This is a genomic window from Nitrosospira multiformis, assembly GCF_003050865.1.
GTDB classification, from domain to species: domain Bacteria; phylum Pseudomonadota; class Gammaproteobacteria; order Burkholderiales; family Nitrosomonadaceae; genus Nitrosospira; species Nitrosospira multiformis_E.
In genome coordinates, this window is sequence record NZ_QAOK01000024.1 from 29,596 (window position 1) to 49,980 (window position 20,385).

The 20,385-nt window shown below is 53.0% G+C and carries 22 protein-coding genes and 2 pseudogenes; 6 read left to right on the forward strand and 18 right to left on the reverse strand.

The features are described from left to right. Positions 1–33: 33 nt before the first annotated feature. The gene (locus tag C8R21_RS11880) at positions 34–1,083 is read right to left on the reverse strand and encodes a bile acid:sodium symporter family protein (RefSeq protein ID WP_258192380.1); all 1,050 of its coding nucleotides are present in this window, start codon (positions 1,081–1,083) and stop codon (positions 34–36) included. Next, positions 1,043–1,747, reverse strand: coding sequence for a class I SAM-dependent methyltransferase (locus tag C8R21_RS11885; RefSeq protein WP_107762893.1), 705 nt, complete (start codon positions 1,745–1,747; stop codon positions 1,043–1,045). The genes C8R21_RS11880 and C8R21_RS11885 overlap by 41 nt, the downstream gene beginning before the upstream one ends. A gap of 247 nt (positions 1,748–1,994) precedes the next feature. Between C8R21_RS11885 and C8R21_RS11890 the strand changes: the two genes are divergently transcribed. Then, on the forward strand, positions 1,995–2,714 hold the full coding sequence (locus C8R21_RS11890; RefSeq protein ID WP_107762894.1) for a hypothetical protein: 720 nt from the start codon (positions 1,995–1,997) through the stop codon (positions 2,712–2,714). Positions 2,715–2,753: 39 nt separating this feature from the next. Here C8R21_RS11890 and C8R21_RS11895 read toward each other — a convergent pair whose 3' ends face one another. From C8R21_RS11895 to C8R21_RS15930, 8 genes and pseudogenes are all read right to left on the reverse strand, one after another. Further along, the gene (locus C8R21_RS11895; RefSeq protein WP_258192386.1) at positions 2,754–3,206 is read right to left on the reverse strand and encodes a sensor histidine kinase; all 453 of its coding nucleotides are present in this window, start codon (positions 3,204–3,206) and stop codon (positions 2,754–2,756) included. A gap of 96 nt (positions 3,207–3,302) precedes the next feature. Next, a pseudogene (locus tag C8R21_RS16465) lies at positions 3,303–3,443 on the reverse strand (histidine kinase dimerization/phospho-acceptor domain-containing protein); the annotation flags it as partial. A 12-nt stretch (positions 3,444–3,455) separates the two neighbouring features. Then, positions 3,456–3,584 (reverse strand): HAMP domain-containing protein, encoded by a 129-nt coding sequence (locus C8R21_RS11900; RefSeq protein WP_107762896.1) that lies wholly within the window; start codon positions 3,582–3,584, stop codon positions 3,456–3,458. Positions 3,585–3,656: 72 nt separating this feature from the next. Then, positions 3,657–4,274: a PqiC family protein gene (locus C8R21_RS11905; RefSeq protein WP_219906652.1), complete on the reverse strand. Its 618-nt coding sequence runs from the start codon at positions 4,272–4,274 to the stop codon at positions 3,657–3,659. Positions 4,275–4,300: 26 nt separating this feature from the next. Next, on the reverse strand, positions 4,301–5,956 hold the full coding sequence (locus C8R21_RS11910) for a PqiB family protein (RefSeq protein ID WP_219906653.1): 1,656 nt from the start codon (positions 5,954–5,956) through the stop codon (positions 4,301–4,303). Further along, positions 5,949–6,635 (reverse strand): paraquat-inducible protein A, encoded by a 687-nt coding sequence (locus tag C8R21_RS11915; RefSeq protein WP_258192381.1) that lies wholly within the window; start codon positions 6,633–6,635, stop codon positions 5,949–5,951. Before C8R21_RS11915 ends, C8R21_RS11910 begins: the two co-directional genes overlap by 8 nt. A 3-nt stretch (positions 6,636–6,638) precedes the next feature. After that, positions 6,639–7,307: a paraquat-inducible protein A gene (locus tag C8R21_RS11920; RefSeq protein WP_258192382.1), complete on the reverse strand. Its 669-nt coding sequence runs from the start codon at positions 7,305–7,307 to the stop codon at positions 6,639–6,641. 171 nt (positions 7,308–7,478) lie between these two features. Further along, positions 7,479–7,649 (reverse strand): hypothetical protein, encoded by a 171-nt coding sequence (locus C8R21_RS15930; protein WP_181258923.1) that lies wholly within the window; start codon positions 7,647–7,649, stop codon positions 7,479–7,481. A 150-nt stretch (positions 7,650–7,799) separates the two neighbouring features. Here C8R21_RS15930 and C8R21_RS11925 point away from each other — a divergent pair, with 150 nt between their 5' ends. Next, complete coding sequence (locus C8R21_RS11925; protein ID WP_107762899.1) at positions 7,800–8,012, forward strand: hypothetical protein; 213 nt, start codon at positions 7,800–7,802, stop codon at positions 8,010–8,012. A gap of 80 nt (positions 8,013–8,092) precedes the next feature. On the opposite strand, the gene C8R21_RS11930 is transcribed toward C8R21_RS11925, so the two are convergent. After that, positions 8,093–9,127 (reverse strand): sulfite exporter TauE/SafE family protein, encoded by a 1,035-nt coding sequence (locus tag C8R21_RS11930; protein WP_107762900.1) that lies wholly within the window; start codon positions 9,125–9,127, stop codon positions 8,093–8,095. 118 nt (positions 9,128–9,245) lie between these two features. Continuing rightward, complete coding sequence (locus C8R21_RS16470; protein WP_258192383.1) at positions 9,246–9,377, reverse strand: hypothetical protein; 132 nt, start codon at positions 9,375–9,377, stop codon at positions 9,246–9,248. Positions 9,378–9,401: 24 nt separating this feature from the next. Between C8R21_RS16470 and C8R21_RS11935 the strand changes: the two genes are divergently transcribed. Further along, the gene (locus C8R21_RS11935; RefSeq protein ID WP_107762901.1) at positions 9,402–11,960 is read left to right on the forward strand and encodes a cation-translocating P-type ATPase; all 2,559 of its coding nucleotides are present in this window, start codon (positions 9,402–9,404) and stop codon (positions 11,958–11,960) included. Positions 11,961–12,334: 374 nt separating this feature from the next. Here the strand turns inward: C8R21_RS11935 and C8R21_RS11940 are convergent, their stop codons facing one another. From C8R21_RS11940 to C8R21_RS11955, 4 genes are all read right to left on the reverse strand, one after another. After that, the gene (locus C8R21_RS11940) at positions 12,335–12,673 is read right to left on the reverse strand and encodes a P-II family nitrogen regulator (RefSeq protein WP_107762902.1); all 339 of its coding nucleotides are present in this window, start codon (positions 12,671–12,673) and stop codon (positions 12,335–12,337) included. Further along, the gene (locus C8R21_RS11945) at positions 12,670–15,750 is read right to left on the reverse strand and encodes an efflux RND transporter permease subunit (RefSeq protein ID WP_107762903.1); all 3,081 of its coding nucleotides are present in this window, start codon (positions 15,748–15,750) and stop codon (positions 12,670–12,672) included. The genes C8R21_RS11940 and C8R21_RS11945 overlap by 4 nt, the downstream gene beginning before the upstream one ends. Beyond that, a complete protein-coding gene (locus C8R21_RS11950; RefSeq protein ID WP_107762904.1) occupies positions 15,747–16,901 on the reverse strand; it encodes an efflux RND transporter periplasmic adaptor subunit in 1,155 nt (384 codons plus the stop codon). The genes C8R21_RS11945 and C8R21_RS11950 overlap by 4 nt, the downstream gene beginning before the upstream one ends. A 112-nt stretch (positions 16,902–17,013) precedes the next feature. Continuing rightward, positions 17,014–18,336, reverse strand: a complete 1,323-nt coding sequence (locus tag C8R21_RS11955; RefSeq protein ID WP_258192384.1) for a TolC family protein — start codon at positions 18,334–18,336, stop codon at positions 17,014–17,016. A 199-nt stretch (positions 18,337–18,535) separates the two neighbouring features. On the opposite strand from C8R21_RS11955, the gene C8R21_RS16130 reads away from it, so the two are divergent. The 3 genes from C8R21_RS16130 to C8R21_RS11965 all read left to right on the forward strand — a co-directional run bounded on the left by C8R21_RS16130 (position 18,536) and on the right by C8R21_RS11965 (position 19,646). Continuing rightward, positions 18,536–18,718, forward strand: a complete 183-nt coding sequence (locus C8R21_RS16130) for a hypothetical protein (RefSeq protein ID WP_107762906.1) — start codon at positions 18,536–18,538, stop codon at positions 18,716–18,718. 172 nt (positions 18,719–18,890) lie between these two features. Beyond that, on the forward strand, positions 18,891–19,178 hold the full coding sequence (locus C8R21_RS15675) for a hypothetical protein (RefSeq protein WP_146162486.1): 288 nt from the start codon (positions 18,891–18,893) through the stop codon (positions 19,176–19,178). Positions 19,179–19,445: 267 nt separating this feature from the next. Continuing rightward, positions 19,446–19,646, forward strand: coding sequence for a hypothetical protein (locus C8R21_RS11965; protein ID WP_107762907.1), 201 nt, complete (start codon positions 19,446–19,448; stop codon positions 19,644–19,646). 390 nt (positions 19,647–20,036) lie between these two features. Here the strand turns inward: C8R21_RS11965 and tnpA are convergent. Together tnpA and C8R21_RS16695 are read right to left on the reverse strand one after the other, a co-directional pair. Next, a pseudogene (gene tnpA, locus C8R21_RS11970) lies at positions 20,037–20,291 on the reverse strand (IS200/IS605 family transposase); the annotation flags it as partial. Next, the coding region (locus C8R21_RS16695) for a hypothetical protein (RefSeq protein WP_219906654.1) at positions 20,200–20,385 on the reverse strand (186 nt) is incomplete at its 5' end. The pseudogene tnpA and the gene C8R21_RS16695, both read right to left, overlap by 92 nt.

Consider the following 20,385-nt stretch of genomic DNA (forward strand, 5'->3'; position numbering starts at 1 on the left):
ACTGCAATTTCCTGCACGGTCACGAAAATAGCACTATTCCTCCTGCCGTACGGAGATTGTCAGCGGTACAGGCGGAATGAACTCTTCCTGGGCTGGAACGGGGTTTTGACGCCACAACGCCGCGAGCACACTGCCCAATAGCGAATGCATTACGGCGGAAACCGCGCCCACGACGGGTGCAAGCGGCAACAATGGAAAAGCCTGTCTGGCCAGCACGACGGCAAGTCCCGAGTTTTGCATTCCCACCTCGATTGCAATCGTACGTGCGCTGTTACCATAATAGCCAAACAGGCGGGCAAAGTAATAACCGAACAGAAAGCCTGCCCCATGCAATAGCGCAGTCGCCAGGATAAGCTCTCCGCTATAGGCAAGAATAGCCTCTGCATTGGCGGCAAATATCACTGTGCAGATAAAAACCACACCCGCCACTGAAAGCAGCGGAGCAACGGGTAGAACCCGCATGACCAGCCGAGGTGCCCACCGGTTGAGCAGCACGCCCAGAAAGACAGGAATAATCACGACTTGAAAGGTCTGCTTGAACAACAACCAGGCATCGACCGGCACGAGAGCGCCCGCGAAAAGCTGGGTCAGCAAGGGTGTGAGCACAACGGCTGCGAGCGTGGAGCAGACTGTCATGACGACTGAAAGTGCTACATCTGCGCCAGCGATGTAGCTGATCAGGTTTGAAGCGGTACCACCCGGAGCGCACCCCACCAGGATGAGTCCTACCGCGAAATGAGGCGGCAGGCTCAACGCTTGGGCTACTATCCAAGCCGTCAAGGGCATGATGGAATACTGCGCAGCGAAGCCGATGGCTACCGCTCGCGGGCTCCGCGCGATGCGACGAAAATCTTCTATGGATAGCGTAAGCCCCATGCCCAGCATAATGCAGGCAAGATCCGCAACCATCAGGGGCCCCTGGTTGAACGAAGCCAATGTCTCTGGCGCATACAAGGCAAACAGCCCCGAGAGAATCATCCAGAGGGGGAACAGGAGGGTCAACTTCTGCAACATGGAGGCTGGTACCCTGGTATAGCTGCTATCAGTCGTTCCGAGAAAATAGAAGCGTATGATGCTGGGCATGGCGACTGATCAGCCGGGTAGAATGAAGCCCCGCTTCTCCGGCCATTTCCCGTAGGGTGGAAAGGCGTTCAGGATAATCGTGGTCGCGAACGTGCGCGCATGCTTCTTCCAGTTGCTCCGGCGGCACGCTCGTCCACTTTTCCCGCATGAAATTGAGATAACCTTCCAGAAAATCCTCCTGAGCCTCATTTTCTTCACGCACCACATCCACCAGTATCAGCCAGCCTTCTTTTGAGAGGCAGCGTCCTGCTGCCTGGAAAAACCGCGTCTTTTCATCCAGACTCAGATGATGGATGGCAAACCCGGAGAAAATAACGTCCCACGTCTGATTCACAGACTCGATGGTTTGCAGGAGCTCCCCTTGGATCAGGCTGGTTTCTCCTGGCAATCCTGCGAGGTACTCCCTCGCCTCCGTCAACGCCGCCCCGGACAAATCCACGCCCTCGTATACCAAGGGAGGAGAGCGTTTCAGGCAAGGCGCAAGATAGCGGGCGCTGCCACAGCCGAGATCCAGCAGGCGATACTCTCCCCCATCAGCACGGGATCTCAAAAGCTCCCCAACCCCGGCATAGATCTCCCGATGAAACATGTAGTTGTGCTCTGTGATCAGATCATAGAGCGACCAGGACCGGGTGAAGATGGCGACAGGTTCAGCGGATAGCATGACACGGGAAGGCTCGTTGCGATGGTAAAATTTCGACCGATTTTCACAATAGACGGAAGAATCCCTTTATTTTAACCTTTTGAAAATGCATTGGCGACGACCAACTCTTGAAGACACCTTCGCACCGGCACGCTCATACCCGCATTTTTACTAAAATATAATGGGAATCTGCGGTAAAGCCGCAATGGAGAGGCAAAACGAGTCCCCCAGGCGGGAGGCGGCGCTTTCTTGATTACGAGGAAATGGAATGAACATACCAGCTGGATTCGATAAAGAAGCTTTGCGATACGTAGCCGACGCTCTTGAGACGGAGTCAAAAACTGTTGAAGTAAACAACGGGACAGATTATCCATGCCGTCCAGAGAGCGCCCCTGCGCAGGCGGCTCGCTTTATCCGGGCTGTCATTGCCGACGCCCCGATGCCTCCAGTGCATTCAATTGCACCCGAACCATTCCACACCGCGAGCCCTCCTGATCAGGAGGACCAGAACATGGACTGGTGGCAAGATGCCATCAGAAATGCAATGGGAGCCACGCACGAGCATTATCAGGAACGGAAGGAGAACGCTTCGACACTGCAAACACAGGACAGCGAGCGTGAAATGTGGGAGCTTACAAGCGAGCGGGACGATGCTACGGAATGGGCTGATAAACTGGCTTATGCGATAGCGGAACGTCTTGGTGTCGATATTGGCGAGATCAGCAACGCAAGCAATCCATGGCAGAAGGCGCTGGATTATTGCGAAATGCCAGCTCAGGAGATTGATCCTCACGAGCACATGATAAGACACATTGCTTCTCATGATAAGTTGAATGCTAGTGAGGCTAATGACAAACTCAGGAGAGCGGCTGAGGAAGTTGTTAACTTCCTGGATATGGACGTTAACGAGGAGCAGCTGGTAGATGGATTGAAGCTACTTGAAGGCGCTATTGAAAACCTCCGCGACGCACTGGAGGAGAAATCATGAAAATCGAGTAACTGTCAGATGAAGTCGCGACTACTACACCTATTCTTCTGCATACAGAATATTCCTGCCACTGTCTTGATTCAAATTTTCATCAGACCTTATGGACGGCAAGTGAATCTGAATACTGAGTCCTTCATCCGGCTCGTTTCTCGCTACGATTTTTCCGCCATATAGCCGAACAGCCCGATCAGCGATGGCAAGCCCAAGCCCGTTTCCACCTGTCGAGTGATCCCGGGCTTCTTCCAACCTGACAAAGGGTTGAAAAAGATGAGGCAGCATGTCTTCAGGTGCACCCGGGCCGTGATCCCGAACCTGAACAACAATTCCATCACGACAGGCTGTATCTCCCAGCATGCTTATTTCAACTGCCGTAGCAGGTTTTGTATATTTGATGGCATTGCGTACAACGTTTTCTATCGCGCTGTGCAGAAGCCGGGGACTTCCCCATACGACCGCTGGGAAAGTATCCCTTAATTCTATCCGGCAGCCCATAGCTGATGCTTCGAATTGCGCATCCTCCACGAGTTCTTCAAGCAGTTCCCGTATGTCCACCTTTTCGGCATGATCGGAATCCACTCCTGCTTCCAGGCGGGAGAGTTCGAGTAGACGGCCGATGAGCTCATTCAAACGTTCTATTTCCGCCTCCATGCGGTTCAATTCCTTTTCAGCCTGCCCGCCTGACCGCTGCCGCGCAAGCTCCAGCGCAGCCTGTAGCCTTGCCAGAGGAGAACGAAGCTCATGTTAGGCATCGCTCAGCAATTGCCGCTGGGCGCCAAATACCCTCTCGAGTCGCTCGGTCATCTTGTCAAATGCACTTGCCAGTTCCCCGATCTCGTCGCGCCGGCCAGCAGAACGGCTTGGCCGTCGCAACCCTCAGCAGTCCCTCTAAGTAGTCCTTCTAATATGGGGAAGAGTGGTAACAGAGTAGCGGCCACATCAAAGTCAAGGCGCTTCTTTCCGCACTGCACACGTTGGAACACGGCCCATATCCAGCTCGATCACGTTCTTAGAAATGTCTGTGACTACGCCTGCTACTGCGCGTTGCACACCCTCTACAACACCTTCGACACCTGCGGCAACGGGCTCCGTAATCACCGCATAACATGCGACGCTTCGAGCATCGACAGGACGCGTAATCGTCCAACTGAATCTCGCCTTTACGCTGTCATCGATTATTGCGTCGAGCTGGCTAAGCTCAATTGCGATTCTGTAGACGATTTGATCGGGAGTACGACCCCTGCCTGCTCTGTTTACGGCCCCGGTCAAGTTAGCAATACCAGAGGCGAACGCATCTCGCAGTTCATAGTTGAAGGGCGATGACCAGCGATCTTGTTCAAGGATGAAAAGCGGTGTTTCCGGACCAGAATCTCTGGAACGTACAACCAATTGCGGGCGCGCAAGCCGTTCTGGAACATTGACTGGCAATATGTCAATGAAAATCGGGGTAGACAGATCTCGTGACAGGGCCTTTATCTCGGAGGACTCCGATCCGATCGACAGCGTATAAAACCGCGTCTCCGGAACCGATGCACAGCCAGCGGCCAATGATGCTACCATCATAAAAAATGCGCTTCGCCCCAGGCTCGTCATTGCTTATCTTCCCGCTTGCCGCGAATTATCGATTCAGGATGACGCTCCAGATAATCCGTTACAACCCTGAGTGAAATCGCCGCGCGCGATAATTCCTGCAATGTCTGACGTAAATCCTGCTGCAGAGGCGCTTCTTCGGACAATGTGCGCCCCGCAGCATTTAGAGTCTCGTGCACGTCCTTCATTGCCACGGCTATTTCGGGCGCCACATCATTATTCAACGTCTCCGTCAGCTGTCCAGCCCTGTTCAGCGTTCTTTGGAGGGTTTTTAACGACTCCTGTAATTCGCTGCCAATTTGATCGAAAGGTACCTTGTTCAATTTTCGCGCTATCTCGGAAATCTGCGTTTGAGTTTCCTCTGCCGTATTGGGAATGGTGGGTATTGCCAATAGCGCCTGGGAAGCTACATCGGCTTTGCGCTTCGAAACGTCTCCTTTTTTTGTGACGACGCCAGGAAAAAAATCGAAGGCAATATAAAGTTGTCCGGTAAGGAGATCGGCGCTTCGCAACTGCGCGCGCAAGCCGCGATCGATCATGAACTGCAAACGCTGTTGGGCTGTATACGTTGGTTCTTTTCGAAACTGTGCATATCTCCGGCCCAGCCGCTCCGGATAAACCTGAACCAGGACGGGCATAGTGAATTCGCGCAGCCTGGGGTCATAATCAATGCCTATCGATTTAACCTGTCCCAATATCAACCCCCGGAAACTCACTTCTGCACCCGGTCTTAGACCACGCAGGGATTGTTTGAAATTAAGCAATATTATTTGCGCGTCGCCATCCGGCTCCTTTAACGCTTCAGTCTGATTCTCAGCCAGGATAAAGGCCGTGTCCTCCTTAACGAGAGTGCCGGGATTGTCATCGAGGGATTGGAAGGAAAGACCGCCGAACAGAACAGTATCCAGTGATTGCGACCTGATCTTTAACCCATCGGCATTAAGTTGCACGTCGAAGCCACTGGCATGCCAGAAGCGGGTATTGATACCCACAAATCTGTCATAGGGCGAGTTAATGAATATCCGCATGATGATGCCTTTGCCATTTTCATCCAGATCATATGCGGTCACTTGCCCTACTTTGATCCCATGGAAATAGACAGGCGAACCTATATCCACCGAGCCGATATCGGCCGCATGTAAAAAATACTGCTTTCCGGAAGCGCCGCGGGTCACTATTGGCGGCGTCTCAAGTCCCACAAATTTGTTTGCCTGCTCGGCTGAAATGCCCGCATCCGCTCCGATGTAGGTCCCTGATACCAGGGTCGCAAGCCCGGACACTTGCAAACCTGAGATACGTGGACGCACGACCCAGAAACGGCTGTCGGCTGCGGTGAAACTTTGGGCTTCCTTCTTCAATCGCACGGTTACCGAAACGTGAGTGCGGTCTTCGCTGAGCGCGATTGACTGAACGGTGCCTATCTCGACTTCTTTATACTTGACCTTGGTTTTGCCTGCCTCGAGTCCTTCGCCGGAGAGGAATGTAATGGTGATCGCTGGACCGCGCTGAATCCAGGCCTGAACCAGAAGCGAAACTCCGATAACCACGGCAAGTATCGGAACCAGCCAGATTAACGAGGAAACCCAGTTTCGCTGACCCACCTTCTTTGGCAAAGGAACGCCTTGCGCGGGATTACCCCCCTCGCCTTCATTCATATGATCTTCCGGGCTCATGTTCGGTCACGTCCCACATCAAACGGGGGTCAAAGCTGATCGAAGCAAGCATGGTCAGTACCACCACTGCGGCAAAGGCAGCGATACCCTCCCCCGGGTGCACCGTGGCAAAGCCTTTGATCTGTATGAGTCCGGTCATCAGCGTTACTACAAAAACATCCAGCATCGACCACCGCCCAATTACCGCGATAACGCGATAAAGTTTCGCTCGTAGCAAGAGGTGCCGCTTACTGTGGTCTTGTACTGCGATCAATAGCTGAGTAAGGACCGCCAGCTTGAATAAAGGCACGAGAAAGCTGGCAGTAAAAACAATAAGCGCCAATCCCCAGGAACCGGAATTCCAGAAATAAATGATGCCGCTCATGATCGTGTCTTGCTGTTCCTTTCCGAGGAAAGGAACAGTGATCATGACCGGTAATATATTGGCCGGGACATACATTATGTAGGCGGCGATCACTAAAGCCCAGGTGCGGCGGAGACTGTCAGGTTTACGCAGGTGCAATCCTGCACCGCAGCGCCCGCAGCGGTCATGAGCCTTTACATCTTCCCATAAGGTCGCACAATGAGGACATGAGACCATGCCCAGCTTCGCCGCAGTCTTTACGGGCACTCCGCTCCCCGGCGACTGGCTGGCTGGTTGAATGGTTCTATTTGCTGGCACGCTTTATTTCCCTTGTTTCTTGTAACCACATCTGCTGATATAGAGACAGCGCGGGTCAAACGAAAACACTGCCGTCAGCAGGAAAGCAAGGGCACCAAATGCCCACAACGCAATGCCAGGCAGTACGGTTGCCATACTCGTCAGTTTGACGAACGCAACGATGACACCGAGCAGAAATACCTCCACCATTACCCATGGTCGCAAGACCTGAATCAGGCGTCCCGATAAATTAAACGTTGTTGGGTGTCCGAATCTTCTAAATCTGATTGGGAAGGTAAGCAAATAAATCAAAGCCAGAAGTTGAATCAAGGGAAACAGAATTGTTGTAGCCAACACCAGCAATGCCACGAAGAGCATCCCCTCACCTCTCAAGGAACGGACCGAGCCTATAAGCGTTGCGTGGCTGAACAAACCACTCCGCAATTCCAGTTCAAGGATTGGAAAGACGTTTGCAATGAGGTACATACACAAACCGGCGATCGCCAGTGGTAAAACATGCTTGCGCTGAGCACGCCTGTCGCGTTCCAGCTCGGCGCCGCAACGACGGCAGAATGCGACTTCGCTGCGGCCCAGCGGTAATTTGCGGTAAACCGCATCGCATTCTTCACAAGCAATCAAGTCAGGTACTTCCCGCATGGTTAATTTATTGAAGTTTGTCTTTCGTTCATACAATGTGGACTCCAAACGGCATTCCTGAACGATGGCTTCTCGGAGTCGACATATCCTATTTATATACTGTAGTAGTTAATCTGATGGCTTGCACCGGTGCCGATGAGAGACCAAACGGGCGGACTGGATGATAGATCGCGCCAGCTTTTATCCAGGGATGACCAGACCAATTCCTCAAGAAGAAGCCGGATGAGGATATTGATAAGGCATGATCCGCACAAACGAATAGAGGTATAGAGGCGCGGCAAGTCGGAAACTGATGATTATCAGCTCTACCAGGCCTTGAGTCATCTTGAGTACGTCGAGACCGAGATCGCCTTGAATTACCGCCTTATTCAGCACCATCGGATAGATCGTTTCCTTTCTCCAGCGCGTCAGTCAAGCCATGCTCAATCGTTAATTTCAAATGTTGGCCCCGTGAAGCTTCACCATCTGCATTAATACTGCAATAAACCGCCGTCAAAATAGGAGCTTCGATACAACCGGGAAGGAGTTATGCCTAACTACGCCGTCTATATGAGAATGCATACAGGACATGTCAAACGAGTAAGAAACTTTTTCAGCAATTATCCCCACGATCTTTTGAAGCGCTATTTCCATCAAGGATCACTCACAGGCTTTCCAGAAAATACCGTATTCTGGATAAACCCTGAAGGCCCTAGTATCGGCTTTGCGCCGCGCCCTGAAGTACGAAAAGCAGCTGATTAAGAAAAGACAGAAACAAAAAAACTGACTGAGTCAGGATCTGGTTTCAAAATGAGCATTGCTCAGTCGCCCTGCTGACGCTCTCAGCCGAACTCGATTTTCTTAATCAAACGGTTTTGTCCATCAAAATAATAGACCTCATAGGATATCGAGGTCAAAGCATAGACTTTTTCGATAACGACTTTTGCGGCTTCCTCCTGCATGGACTGGACGTAGTGTTGTCGTTCGAGCGAAAGAGATGACAGGGGAACGACTTTTTCGAACTCTAATCCTCTGTTGTAATGAAACTCCACCGAATAGATCAATTTCTTCCAGGCCAATCTGGCCTCTAGTTCTTCAGCCAGAAAAATCACTCTAAGATGAGGATCATTTGCAAGTTGGATATGAACAACCGCGCTGTTCAGCATTAATACGCCAGAGATCACCATGGCGCTGTAGCCAGCCCGCATGAATAACCCTCTAGATACCCTGGGCAAGACGAATTTCATGAAGCTAGAGGATAGAACGGCAGCTAGCGCAACTATCAGGCCGATTCCTATGGCTTTTAGCTGAAACAAACCCAATGCAGCATAAAGATAAAGCTTGATCAAATGCAATAAAACTTCATTCGCAGCACGGGTTGCAATAATTTCATGACTGTCCAGCCCGTAGCGAAAATAAAAACGGTTAAACAGGACACCCACCGCACCGGTCAAACCAGAAATAAAACCAGCCAGAAAACCGACCATTCTGAGATGCCATGGTGGAATAGGAGACAATACGACGTGCTTTCGTTCCTGTTTTCTAAAAAACCAGGGAAGATTAGAGATAAGAAATATGCTCATGCACAACTCTAGATACATCGGCTCCAGATAACTTAGCATTTCTACGCCTAAAACCACTCCTACCATAGCTGTTGGCAAAAACAGTTTAGCCATATCCCAACGAATGGCTTTAAAAAATATCCAGATTCTGGAAAATGAGCTTGTTACGGATCCGAGAGTAAGTGCGGCTGGAACCTGATTTACTGGAAGAGAATAGCCAAGAATAGGAATCAGTAATAATCCGGCCCCTCCTCCACAGAATGCGCTGAGTGAAAATGCCAGGAAAGCGGCAAGAAAGAGGTAGAGATATAACATGATAGTGAAGGAAGCCGATAAAGGGACGGGATGGGCTTAAGCTAAGTGTAGTACGATCACGCAATTCACGGGCGGGGGAGGATCATCATATGGTTTCCAGTTCCACCCGACGCAGGCGTCATACCGATATAACCGGAGTTACTTCGAGCAGCTTGTCGAGTGCAACGCGCTGATTGTTGGTGAGCGGTGCGGCCAATAGCTTGAAGACTCCCCGCTCAGCTTCCGGGCAGAGCGCTAGTCTTAATGTCACATAATTCCACTAGCTATCTTTCGTATGGATAAGCCACCCGAAGTTGATCCGCTGACCGGCTTGACTCACGATGAAGCCGTCCGGCGCCTCGCCGAGAATGGATATAACGAACTTCCTTCGGCAAAGCCGCGCAATGTGCTCGCCATCGCAATTTCAGTGGCGCGTGAGCCCATGTTCATGCTTCTGGTCGCCTGCGGCACAATCTATCTGCTCCTGGGAAGCAAGCAGGAGGCCCTGATGCTGCTTGGCTTCGTATTCGTTGTCATGGGTATCACTTTTATTCAGGAGCGCAAGACCGAACGGGCGCTGGGTGCGCTGCGCGATCTTTCCAGTCCCCGTGCGCTCGTTATCCGCGGAGGAAAGCAAGAGCGTATTCCTGGCCGCGAAGTGGTTCGGGGCGATCTCATCATCCTGTCTGAGGGGGATCGTGTTCCAGCGGATGCCATTCTTCTGGAATCTGCTCACATGTCCATTGATGAATCGGCGCTCACGGGGGAATCTGTTCCCGTACGTAAGCGTGCGAGTGACATCCATTCCCAGAAAATGGGTGTGCCAGGCGGGAATGATTTGCCATTTATCTTTTCCAGCACGCTTGTCGTGCAGGGAAAGGGGATGGCGGTAGCTACCCGGACAGGCACTGACACCGCCATTGGTCAGATCGGCAAGGCGCTCGCGAGCATAGAGCAGAAACCAACACGCTTGCAAAGCGAGGTTGCGAGTGTGGTGAAGCGAGTATCCTGGATCGGTTTTGCGCTGGCGAGCATTGTTGCGCTTTGGTATGGCGCCACTCGAGGCGACTGGCTGAATGGCTTTCTCGCCGGGCTGACGCTTGCGATGGCGCTTCTTCCCGAGGAATTGCCGGTTGTCCTCACGGTCTTCCTGGGATTGGGCGCGTGGCGCATATCGAGGGAAAAAGTGCTCACTCGGCAAATTCCTGCAATCGAAATGCTCGGTGCGGCCACCATCCTTTGTGTTGACAAGACAGGGACTCTCACCCAAAACCAGATGGCCATTGCACGGATATTCAGCGCAGGCCAGGTCTTTGATGCTGCGGGAAAAGATTCATTCGGTCTGCCGGAAACATTCCATGAAACCCTTGAATTCGCCGTTCTGGCAAGCCCCCGGGAGCCGTTCGACCCGATGGAGATCGCAATCCGCCACTCCGCGCACAAGCTGTTGGCCCATACCGAGCATTTGCATGGAGATTGGCGGCTGATGAGCGAATATCCTCTCTCGCATGGCTTACTGGCCATGTCCCGTGTCTGGCAGGCTCCTGATCAGGTGAACTATATCATTGCCGCGAAGGGATCGCCCGAAGCGATCATCGACCTGTGCCATCTTGATGCAGATTCTGCACGAGGAATTATCACTCAGGTCAATAGCCTGGCTGAGCAAGGCTTGCGCGTGCTGGGAGTCGCCAAGGCTGAATTCAACCAGCAGCGGCTACCTGATCTCCAGCATGATTTCACGTTTCAGTTCCTCGGTCTGATTGCCTTGGCGGATCCCATCCGCCCGCAGGTTCCTGCTGCAATCGAGGAGAGCCAGGCCGCCGGGTTGAGGGTCATAATGATTACCGGCGATTATCCGGCCACGGCAATGAATATTGCGCGGCAGATCGGGATTCAATCGCCAGAAAATACGATCTCAGGGTCTATGCTGGATAGCCTGAGCGATGCCGAACTTCAGGAGCGTATCCGGGCAGTAAATATCTTCTGCCGAGTCGTGCCCGAACAAAAGCTACGCATCGTGAACGCACTCAAGGCGAGCGGTGAAGTCGTGGTCATGACCGGTGATGGCGTCAATGATGCGCCCGCACTAAAGTCGGCGAACATCGGTATTGCCATGGGGAAGCGCGGGACGGACGTCGCGCGCGAGTCTGCCGCGCTCGTGCTGCTAAACGACGATTTTTCTTCAATCGTCTCGGCAGTGAGGCTCGGGCGGCGTATTTTCGACAATCTGCAAAAGGCCAGCGCTTTCATTATTGCTGTCCACCTCCCGATCGTTGGCCTGTCTGTCATCCCCGTGATAATGGGCTTACCCGTAATTCTCATGCCAGTGCATATTCTATTCCTGGAATTGATCATCGACCCGGCATGCTCCATCGTTTTCGAGGCGGAGCGCGAGGAGGCGGACATTATGCGGAGACCTCCGCGACCCCCGGACACTCCGCTTTTCGATCGTGAACTGTTGATCCTCGGATTTGGGCAGGGCCTGGTTCTGCTTTTGATCGTGCAGGCGATATTCAGCTTTGCGCTCTATCGCGGGCTCGGAGCCGATGAGTCGCGAGCAATAACTTTCATGACTCTGGTCGTCGCCAGCGTGGGTCTGATTTTTACAAACCGGTCTCGATCAAGGTCGGCATTTGCCTCCCTTAAATCGCAGAATGCGGCTCTTTGGTGGGTGACAGGAGGAGCAATGAGCGCCCTTGGGCTGGTTGTCTTCGTTCCGGCACTAAGCGATCTGTTCTCTTTCGGCAGGCCACAACTTCCCGAGGTCGCATTTTGCCTTTTTGCCGGCTTGGCAACATTCGGCCTATTTGAAACCATGAAGCTGATCCAGGCACACAAGCAAATATCCGCGTGACCCGGGCGCTTGAGCAAGCAGGTGTTCGAATCTGGTATGCGGAACGTCCATCTGTTCGCTGGTAGGTGCTGCTTACGCCGCCGGGGACTTAGATCGCTTCGAGCAGTGGGTGCCTGGATTGGGTGTCAGGGAAGTTATCGCATATATAGGCCTAGGCTTAAGCAGCGGGTTGCTCAAGGGCGAGTGGCTGATGAGCTTCTTTCGACGCCACTTCGCGGATCGCCCTGTATAGCACCTGGCCATGCCCTTCGCTGCGGTGGCTACATCAGGCCGTATCGGTGCGGAGATCGGGATGCGAACCTCGTGACTCCATTATCCCGAGAATTTGAGCTCATACTCATATCGGGCATGAATACAACATCTTTTGATGACCGTTACTTCGGTCTGGAAGGGGGATCTTTCTGATGACGTTCTTCGCTGCTGATGTTTCCACTTCCACCCACATCTATGATATAAATTTTGCCTGCGCCGCGCTGATAGGTGTTAGCGGCCTGCATAACCGTGCTGAAAATATTGTCCACTTGCTCATCGGAAGCAAAAATTTCGATGCGTTTTTTCGGCATATAAGGATCGAAACTGCTATCGGCGACCCGCCCTCTGCCAAAACCGTAGCAATCCGAGACGCTCATGCCTGGGAAATCCGGAATTTCAAGTAACGCCTGCGTTACCTTGGATAACATGAAGGGTTCAATGTATGCGCGGATTTCTTTCATGAGGGCAGTGGGTTGTGATTTTCTTCAAAATTCGAGTAGAGAGCAGGAAGCATGGTCAGGGTAAGAATGGTGGAACTCATGAGGCCGCCGATAATGACCGTGGCGAAAGGTTTGACAGCCTCCGCTCCCACGCTGCTGGAAAGCGCCGCAGGCAACAGCCCCAGCATTGCCACGAGGGCCGTCATCACGACAGGCCGCAAGCGGCTGACGGAGCCTTGCAGAATGGCTTCATGTGGAGGAAGCCCCTCCCGTCTGAGCAGGTTGACTTTAGATATCAGGATCGTCCCATTTTGCACGGCGATGCCGAATAAGGCAACAAAACCTACCGCCGCCGATATACTCAAGTGAATGCCTGTCAGCAAAAGGGCGACCAGGCCTCCGATCAGCGCGAACGGCACATTCATGACAATGAGCGATGCTTGCTTGAGAGACTGGAATGTCCAGAACAGCAAGAGGAAAATAAGCATCAAACTCACGGGGACAATAAAATAAAGGCGTTTCATTGCACGCTGCTGGTTCTCGAACTGGCCGCTCCAGACAATGTCGTAACCTGGCCCGAGCTGAACCTGTTGCGCGACCTTCTTTTGCGCCTCCGCGACGAAACTGCCCTGATCACGTCCGATCAGATTACATTTGATGGCGATACGCCGCATGTTGTCCTCCCGGCTGATGCGGGAAGCGCCCTGATTGACCTTGATCTCGGCCAGTTCGGCCAACGGAATGCGCCCGCCATTAGGCGATAAAACCGTTATATCCTCGATAGCGCCCACTGAATCGCGCGTCACCGCAGTCAACCGCACAGTGACGTCGAAGCGTCGCTCTCCTTCAAGAATTTGCGTTGCGGCCTTGCCCCCGACGGCCATGGCGATTACATCTTCTACGTTGGAAATATTAATACCATAGCGGGCAATTTTAGCCCGGTCTATGGAGATAACGAGCTGAGCCAGTCCTGATTGCTGTTCAGCCGCCACGTCAGTAGCACCCCTTATGGTTCTCAGAATTCCTGTAATCTGGTTGGCTTTCTCCTGGAGGATCTTCAGGTCCTGGCCAAAAATCTTGATAGCGATTTCGCCCTTGACGCCGGAAATCGCCTCTTCGACATTGTCCTGGATCACCTGGGAGAAATTAAGCAGCAAGCCAGGGAACACTTGCAGGCGCTTATCCATGGCCTTGACCAGGTCGTCTTTCTTGCCATACCGCCAGGTTCCCTTCGGCTGGAGATCGATGAGAAGTTCCAGGTTATTAAAACCTTTGGGGTCAGTGCCATCCTCCGGGCGCCCAAGTTGTGTGAGCACGGACTTGACCTCAGGGAATTCGAGTATGCTTGCCCGTATCTTTTCCTCCAACCGTTTTGCCCTGTCCAATGAAACAGGCGTGGGCAAGGTGATGGTCAGCCATATATTCCCCTCATCGAGCTTGGGCATGAATTCGGTGCCGATCAGCGACGTGGAAGCCAGTGACAAGGCCAGCACGATTCCGGCGACGGCAAATAATTTTCTGGGCTTAGCCAACACCGCTTCCAGTAATTTGTGATAGCGCTGTTCCATGGCGTGCACCAGGGGATTACGCGTCTCCGTGAGATTTGGCCCCAGCATATAACTCAATAGTACCGGTATCAGGGTCAGGCTGATGATCAGCGAGCCCAGCATGGCGAAACTGAGCGTGTAGGCCATCGGAGAGAAGATTTTCGCCTCAACCCGCTGGAAGGTGAAAATCGGCAGAAAAGCGACGATCACGACAGCTTGGGAAAACAGCATGGGCCGCGACATCTCCGCTGCGGTGATGAGCATAGATTGGCGCATGTGTGCAGCAGTAGCCTTCTGTTGCGTCTCCAGGGTTACCTTGACCATCACCGCTTCAACCAGCACGATTGCGGCATCCACGATCAGACCAAAGTCGATCGCGCCAAGCGAAATGAGATTGGCGGAAATATGCCAGGTTTCAATCAGGATAAACGCAAACAGTAAGGACATCGGAATGACGATGATAACGACCACGGCAGCCCACACCCGGCGAAGAAAGATAACCAGAACCGCTAAAACCAGTGCGACACCCAGTGTCATGTTGTGCTCGACCGTGTGAAGGGTGTGCCGCACCAGTTCCGTGCGGTCGTAAAAGGGAATGATCTTGATGCCGGGCGGCAGTCCGTGATTATTGAGAAATTCGATTTTGGCCTTGACGCCTTTCAATACCTCATTCGCGTCCTTGCCCTTGATAAGCAGGACAATGCCTTCAACCACGTTGTCATGCTCGTTGAAACCAACCAGCCCCGTGTGCGGCGCAGGGCCGATGATCACATCGGCCACATTCTTGACAAAAACAGGCACGCCCTCCTGGTTGCTGGATACGACAATGTTGCCGATTTCTTCCAGCGATTTCAGCAGGCCCGCGCCGCGAACGACCAATGCTTCGCTGCCATGATCGATGTAGCCGCCGCCAATGTTCGCATTGTTGGCGTTGATGGCCGTATAGACATCGGTGACCGTGAGCTTGTAATTCTTGAGCTTGTTCGGGTCCACCTGAACCTGGTATTCCTTGATGCCACCGCCGAAGGCCACTACATCCGCCACGCCATGGACGGAGCGAATCGTGCGTTCGATCACCCAATCCTGCAGCGCGCGCTGTTCCACCAGGGGAACGCCAGGCGCCTGGATACGGTAACGATAGATTTCGCCTATACCGGTTGACAGAGGCCCGAGCAGAGGCCTGGTGTCCGCTGGCAGGCTGACTGATTTCAACCGCTCTAGAACCTGCTGCCTCGAAAAATAATCCTCCGCGGCATCGTCGAAGGTCAGGGTAACCACCGACAAGCCAAAAATGGATACTGAACGTATGTTGATCAGGTCAGGCAGGCCGTTCATTTCCTTTTCGATCGGCAGGGTGATGAGTTTTTCCACCTCTTCGGGGGCCTGTCCTGGGTATTGCGTCACGACCTGGACGAAAACATTCTGTACGTCCGGGAAGGGTTGTATCGGCAGACGCTCGAACGAAAACAGGCCGATGGCCGCCAGCAATCCCGATGCAATAAGGACCAGCAGGCGCTGCTGCAAGCAGAACGCAATGATTTTATAAGTCATGGGTGGCTTTCCCCGGTTTGATGCTCGGCGTCCTGCTCGATGCGCAACAGCAGGGCACCATGCACGACCAGGCCCTCACCCGGTTTCAAGCCCTCGAGAATGACGGCGCGGTCCTTGAGACGCAGGCCTACTTTAACCGGACGCTTGCGGTAGTGATAATCGCCGATATTCACATAGACCCAGTCGGACTCGCTCTCGGTAAATAGTGCCGTTAATGGCACGACAATTGCGAGATCGCCCGGATCGCTTTGGACATCGATGGTGGCAAACATGGAGGGTAGCAGGCGGCCATCCTCATTAGGCAGAATACAGCGCACTTTTACCGTACGCGAGCTTTCGTCCACCACCTGACTGATGTAGCTGACAGTCGCATTAAAATTCCGGCCGGAATAGGCAGGCACTTTTAGCACAGTCTTCGTGCCTATGTGGATCAGGCCGATATCCTTCTCGAAAACATCCATCTGCACCCATAACTGGCGCAGGTCGGAAATGACAAACAGCGGGGCAGCAAGGTCCGGCCTGACTTCCATCCCAGGATTGATAGTGCGTTCCGTGACCGTTCCCGGGATGGGTGCGTGCAGGGAAAAGCGGTTATCCATTCGTCCCGGACGCGCCCCCAGGTTTGCAAGCTTGAGTCTGGCCCGTTCGGCCTCGCTGCGCGTGCGTGTCAAATTATCTTCGGCCTGCTCGTGCTCCTTGCGCGGCGCAATGCCGTTATCATACAACTCCTGTAACCGCTGAAAATTCCTCTCGGCGAGATTCAGATCGGCCATGGCGGCCGCATAAGCGGATTGCGCTTCTCCAAGGTCCGGGCTATCCAGCACCGCCAGTGTGTCGCCTTTGCGAACCGATGCTCCCAATGGGGCAATGTCGCCGATTACGCGTCCGGCAATCGGCGAGGAGACACGCGCAGTGCGGATTTCGTCATAGGTAATCTTGCCCGTGACGGAATCCATCAATGGCCGCTGAACGAGTTCGAGAACGGCCTCCTCGATATACTGACGCTTGGGCGATTCCGGCCGCAATATCACTTCGTCCGCGGGAGGAAGAACAACCGTGTGTTGCGGTTCGCTGTTGTTTTGCTGCTGGCAGGCCAGCAGGGACAGGCACAGAAATCCTGTCGAAAGCTGAATAACAAGGTGTAACTTCATTTCATATTCAAGCCGTTCAGGCGCTGTGGATCAGCTTCATGGAGGAATAATGCAGGATGCGGACTGTCAGGATCAGGCAGATGGGATAAACGGCACGTCAGGCTGCAAAGGGTTATTTACCGAAATTCACCTGCTGCGAACGCGCCGACCCCCAATCATCCTGGTTGCTGCCGGATTGATAGCGCGGATTTCCGATTTCCTCACCGTATGCCATCAGCAAATCAGCCCAGGCTTTGCTGCGGTTTGCCAGCGCGGTGTAATAATCCAGCATTATTGCTTTATAACTGCGCTCGGCATCGATCAGATTCAGGACGCCCACCGCACCCTTCTGATACGCGAGTTCCTGCGATTTGCGCAAGGTTTCAATCCTCTGGACGACGGAGGTTTCAAAGCGCTTGGCTATGGCGTCGGTGCTTTGCCACGACGAAAAGGCCTTCATGACTTCAGCACGCACGCCCTGCTCGGCCTGAGTCAACGCCAGTTCAGAGCTCGAAACACCTACGCGCGCCCTGGAGATTTCACCTTTTTGCTGATAGAACAGGGGAATCGGCATGCGGACGCTGAAGCCGCCGGTACGAGCGAACTGGTTACCCTGATCCTGGTCATACCAGGCGCCTATGGTCACATCCGGAATCACCTCCCGCTGCGCCAGAGTCAGCACTTTCCTGGCTTGGGCGATGCGCGTCCGGGCGGCGCGTATATCGGGCCGCCGGTCCAGCGCCCGTTGAATCAATTCATCCCGGGGGATCATCGTGATCTCGGGAGCTGCCTTGGGCCAGGCTTCCACTGCACTGATCTCTATGCTGTTTTCCGGCCAGGCCAGCAGAAGAAGGAGATCGGCGCGCGCCTGATTCAATGCCGCCTGTGCCTGGTCCAGATCACCCTGAACCTTCAGATTTTCCACTTCGATACGAATAAAATCCATCGCGGCGACATCACCCACGCGCAGCCTGATGTCATTGACCCTCAGGATCTCGCGATAGTGTTCAAGGTTATCCTTGACGACCGCGATGGTTTTTTGCGCCAGCAGGAGAGTGTAAAAACTGCGCCGCACTTCGTTGGTCAGTGTGCGCAAAACATCCTGCACGTCAAAATTCACGGCCTCGGTGGCAAGTTCGCTGCTTTCTATCCGCAGGCGCCGTTTTCCCGCCGTCACGATGAGTTGTTCGATCATTGGTATGAAGGCCGGCACCGCCAAGCCGCGGCTTTCCCGCGCGAATGCCTTCGGGGCCAGTTCGGAAACAGCGAAGCTGAACACCGGGTTGGGAATTGCGGCGGCAATGATCTGCTCAGCCTCGGCAATATTAATGTTGAGCCGTGCCGCAATCAGGCTGAGATTGCGCTGATAGAACAGTGCGATCGCCTGTTGTTCGGTGATGGAAAATCCCTCTTTTGCAGATTCTGCCTGAATCGGGAAAGGAGCCGCGTGAAGCATTGCTGATATACACAAAAACAGCATGATCCCCAGAACAATTCGTACTGCAGGCAACACATTGCTCAGAAGATTAAGCACATCGATTCGCTCACGATCAACTTGTACTCCGGAAGGCATATCTACTCCGGGAGGCATATCTGAATATTACTTATTGAGCCGGCAAGTAAGCAGTACAAACGTCATACCGGCAGAAGCCGGTATGACGTCAAAGCGGGCCATTATTGGTCGGGCTGGATTCCAGGCCAAGCCCGAAATGACGGAATTCATCGTATTTTCTGGGCGGATCAATAAACACGACGATGTGCCTATCTGTCCGGATATCTCGCACTACGAAAATGCATTTCGTACGCCTTCAAGCATGTTCAAAACCTCTACGAGATGATACGTGACAGCCTCTGGTACCGATGGAATAACCTCCATCTGGTGAGGATCAGGTACAACTAAAAGAGCACAGCCCGGTATGTCATATGATAATCAAATGTTCTTCACGAGTGTATTTTCTATGAGACTTTTGCTGGACGAAGATGATGATGCACTCTGCTGCCGGTTGAAATATGCGCGCGCACGCGAGGAGCGGCAGAGTTTTTCTTGGGGATTATGCGAACTGGAAACGGGGGAAAGTGGAGAAATATTCTTGTGTATCCGTCATTTACGCGCATCCGTCGTGGCTATTTCAGGGACATGGTGCCATGCGGGCGGTCCTTGAACTGCTCGCTCGCGGACAACTAGTAACCGCGGAACTGGCGAGCAAGGTGAACGTAGCGAACAGCGTCAGCGTCGGGAAACCGGGATCGATGTACTCACAGGCAGCGGCAACCCGATGGATAACGCGACGCGCCTGATACGCACAGAAATCAACGACGTCCACGGAGAGGCTTACATCTCAGGCGCACTTGCTTATCCGAATGCGGCCCGCGTATGCTTCCTGCTTTCCCCTCCGCATCTGGATGCCTGACATATGTGACCTGCACGCAACTGCCAACCTTTGAAATACTGCGGGGAATATTGAAGGAGCGGGAAAATGGATAAGAAACACGATTACGGTTCAATTTTAAACGCCATAATTGAGGTGGCAAAGGAACGCGGAATGCAAAGTCCCAGCAGCGACTATGCCTTGGCGTGCTACGTTACTTGAAACGGCAATCTCGGAAGCAGAAGTGTGGGAGGTACCGCTCGCAGATATCGGACTGAAAGGATCGCGTCCACGCGTATCGGACGTAATCAACAAAAAAACCGCCAAATTCACTATCGATACGCTGGTGGAAATGCTGAGCCGGATCGGGAAACCAGTGCGGTTGGCGGTGGATTAAAATCTAACTTATTACTATCTAATATATTTAATGAATCAACCATTTAATTACCCTTGGGGATCAAAATCAAGAATAAATTGCGCAGGGGATAACATTCGAAATAATGCAGCCACCTTCGAAGACTACCCAATCATCGAATGCTGGTGTGCTGCTCATCGCAATGTACTTAATACCTTTCAAGCGATACGATGCGCCCTAATTCCATGAATGGCCGGGTATGTGGCTAATACAAGACCCGCAAGGGGAATACCCCCGCTATACCTTGTGCGAGGTTGAGAGCCCCGGGGCACCCTTTTAGGCAATAACTCTCACTCAACAACCACCAGCTAAAGCTGGTGGGTTAGTGTTACGGACTGAAAGTCCGGATACGCGTCGACTGAACGACGCGTCCTAATCGGATTCTATCTTGAAATCATCGTCAGGCCTCGGCTCGAAATGATGCTCCAAATACTGCTTGATCATCTCCTCTGTCATTTGCCCCACTGTGGCACAAAAGTATCCTCTTGCCCAAAAATGTTTTCCCCAATACTTCTTCTTCAGATGCGGAAACTCCTCAAACAGCTTGCTCGACGTGCGTCCCTTGATTCGCCTCATAATCTCGCTTGGCGCCATGCTCGGTGGACAACTGGTCAGGATATGCACGTTGAACCGCCCCGGGTTTTGTAGAGGCTCCAACATCTGAGAGAATGGAGCTATGAAGAAACAGAACAAGTTTTCCCCCGAGGTACGTGAGCGCGCT

Excerpts from the sequence above, each read along its gene's own strand:
- C8R21_RS11880 (WP_258192380.1), bottom strand. The coding sequence starts at position 1,083 with ATGCCCAGCATCATACGCTTCTATTTTCTCGGAACGACTGATAGCAGC.
- C8R21_RS11885 (WP_107762893.1), bottom strand. The coding sequence starts at position 1,747 with ATGCTATCCGCTGAACCTGTCGCCATCTTCACCCGGTCCTGGTCGCTC.
- C8R21_RS11890 (WP_107762894.1), top strand. The coding sequence starts at position 1,995 with ATGAACATACCAGCTGGATTCGATAAAGAAGCTTTGCGATACGTAGCC.
- C8R21_RS11895 (WP_258192386.1), bottom strand. The coding sequence starts at position 3,206 with ATGGGCTGCCGGATAGAATTAAGGGATACTTTCCCAGCGGTCGTATGG.
- C8R21_RS11905 (WP_219906652.1), bottom strand. The coding sequence starts at position 4,274 with ATGATGGTAGCATCATTGGCCGCTGGCTGTGCATCGGTTCCGGAGACG.
- C8R21_RS11910 (WP_219906653.1), bottom strand. The coding sequence starts at position 5,956 with ATGAATGAAGGCGAGGGGGGTAATCCCGCGCAAGGCGTTCCTTTGCCA.
- C8R21_RS15930 (WP_181258923.1), bottom strand. The coding sequence starts at position 7,649 with ATGGTGCTGAATAAGGCGGTAATTCAAGGCGATCTCGGTCTCGACGTA.
- C8R21_RS11925 (WP_107762899.1), top strand. The coding sequence starts at position 7,800 with ATGCCTAACTACGCCGTCTATATGAGAATGCATACAGGACATGTCAAA.
- C8R21_RS11930 (WP_107762900.1), bottom strand. The coding sequence starts at position 9,127 with ATGTTATATCTCTACCTCTTTCTTGCCGCTTTCCTGGCATTTTCACTC.
- C8R21_RS11935 (WP_107762901.1), top strand. The coding sequence starts at position 9,402 with ATGGATAAGCCACCCGAAGTTGATCCGCTGACCGGCTTGACTCACGAT.
- C8R21_RS11940 (WP_107762902.1), bottom strand. The coding sequence starts at position 12,673 with ATGAAAGAAATCCGCGCATACATTGAACCCTTCATGTTATCCAAGGTA.
- C8R21_RS11945 (WP_107762903.1), bottom strand. The coding sequence starts at position 15,750 with ATGACTTATAAAATCATTGCGTTCTGCTTGCAGCAGCGCCTGCTGGTC.
- C8R21_RS11950 (WP_107762904.1), bottom strand. The coding sequence starts at position 16,901 with ATGAAGTTACACCTTGTTATTCAGCTTTCGACAGGATTTCTGTGCCTG.
- C8R21_RS11955 (WP_258192384.1), bottom strand. The coding sequence starts at position 18,336 with ATGCTTCACGCGGCTCCTTTCCCGATTCAGGCAGAATCTGCAAAAGAG.
- C8R21_RS16130 (WP_107762906.1), top strand. The coding sequence starts at position 18,536 with ATGACGTCAAAGCGGGCCATTATTGGTCGGGCTGGATTCCAGGCCAAG.
- C8R21_RS15675 (WP_146162486.1), top strand. The coding sequence starts at position 18,891 with ATGCGCGCGCACGCGAGGAGCGGCAGAGTTTTTCTTGGGGATTATGCG.
- C8R21_RS11965 (WP_107762907.1), top strand. The coding sequence starts at position 19,446 with ATGCCTTGGCGTGCTACGTTACTTGAAACGGCAATCTCGGAAGCAGAA.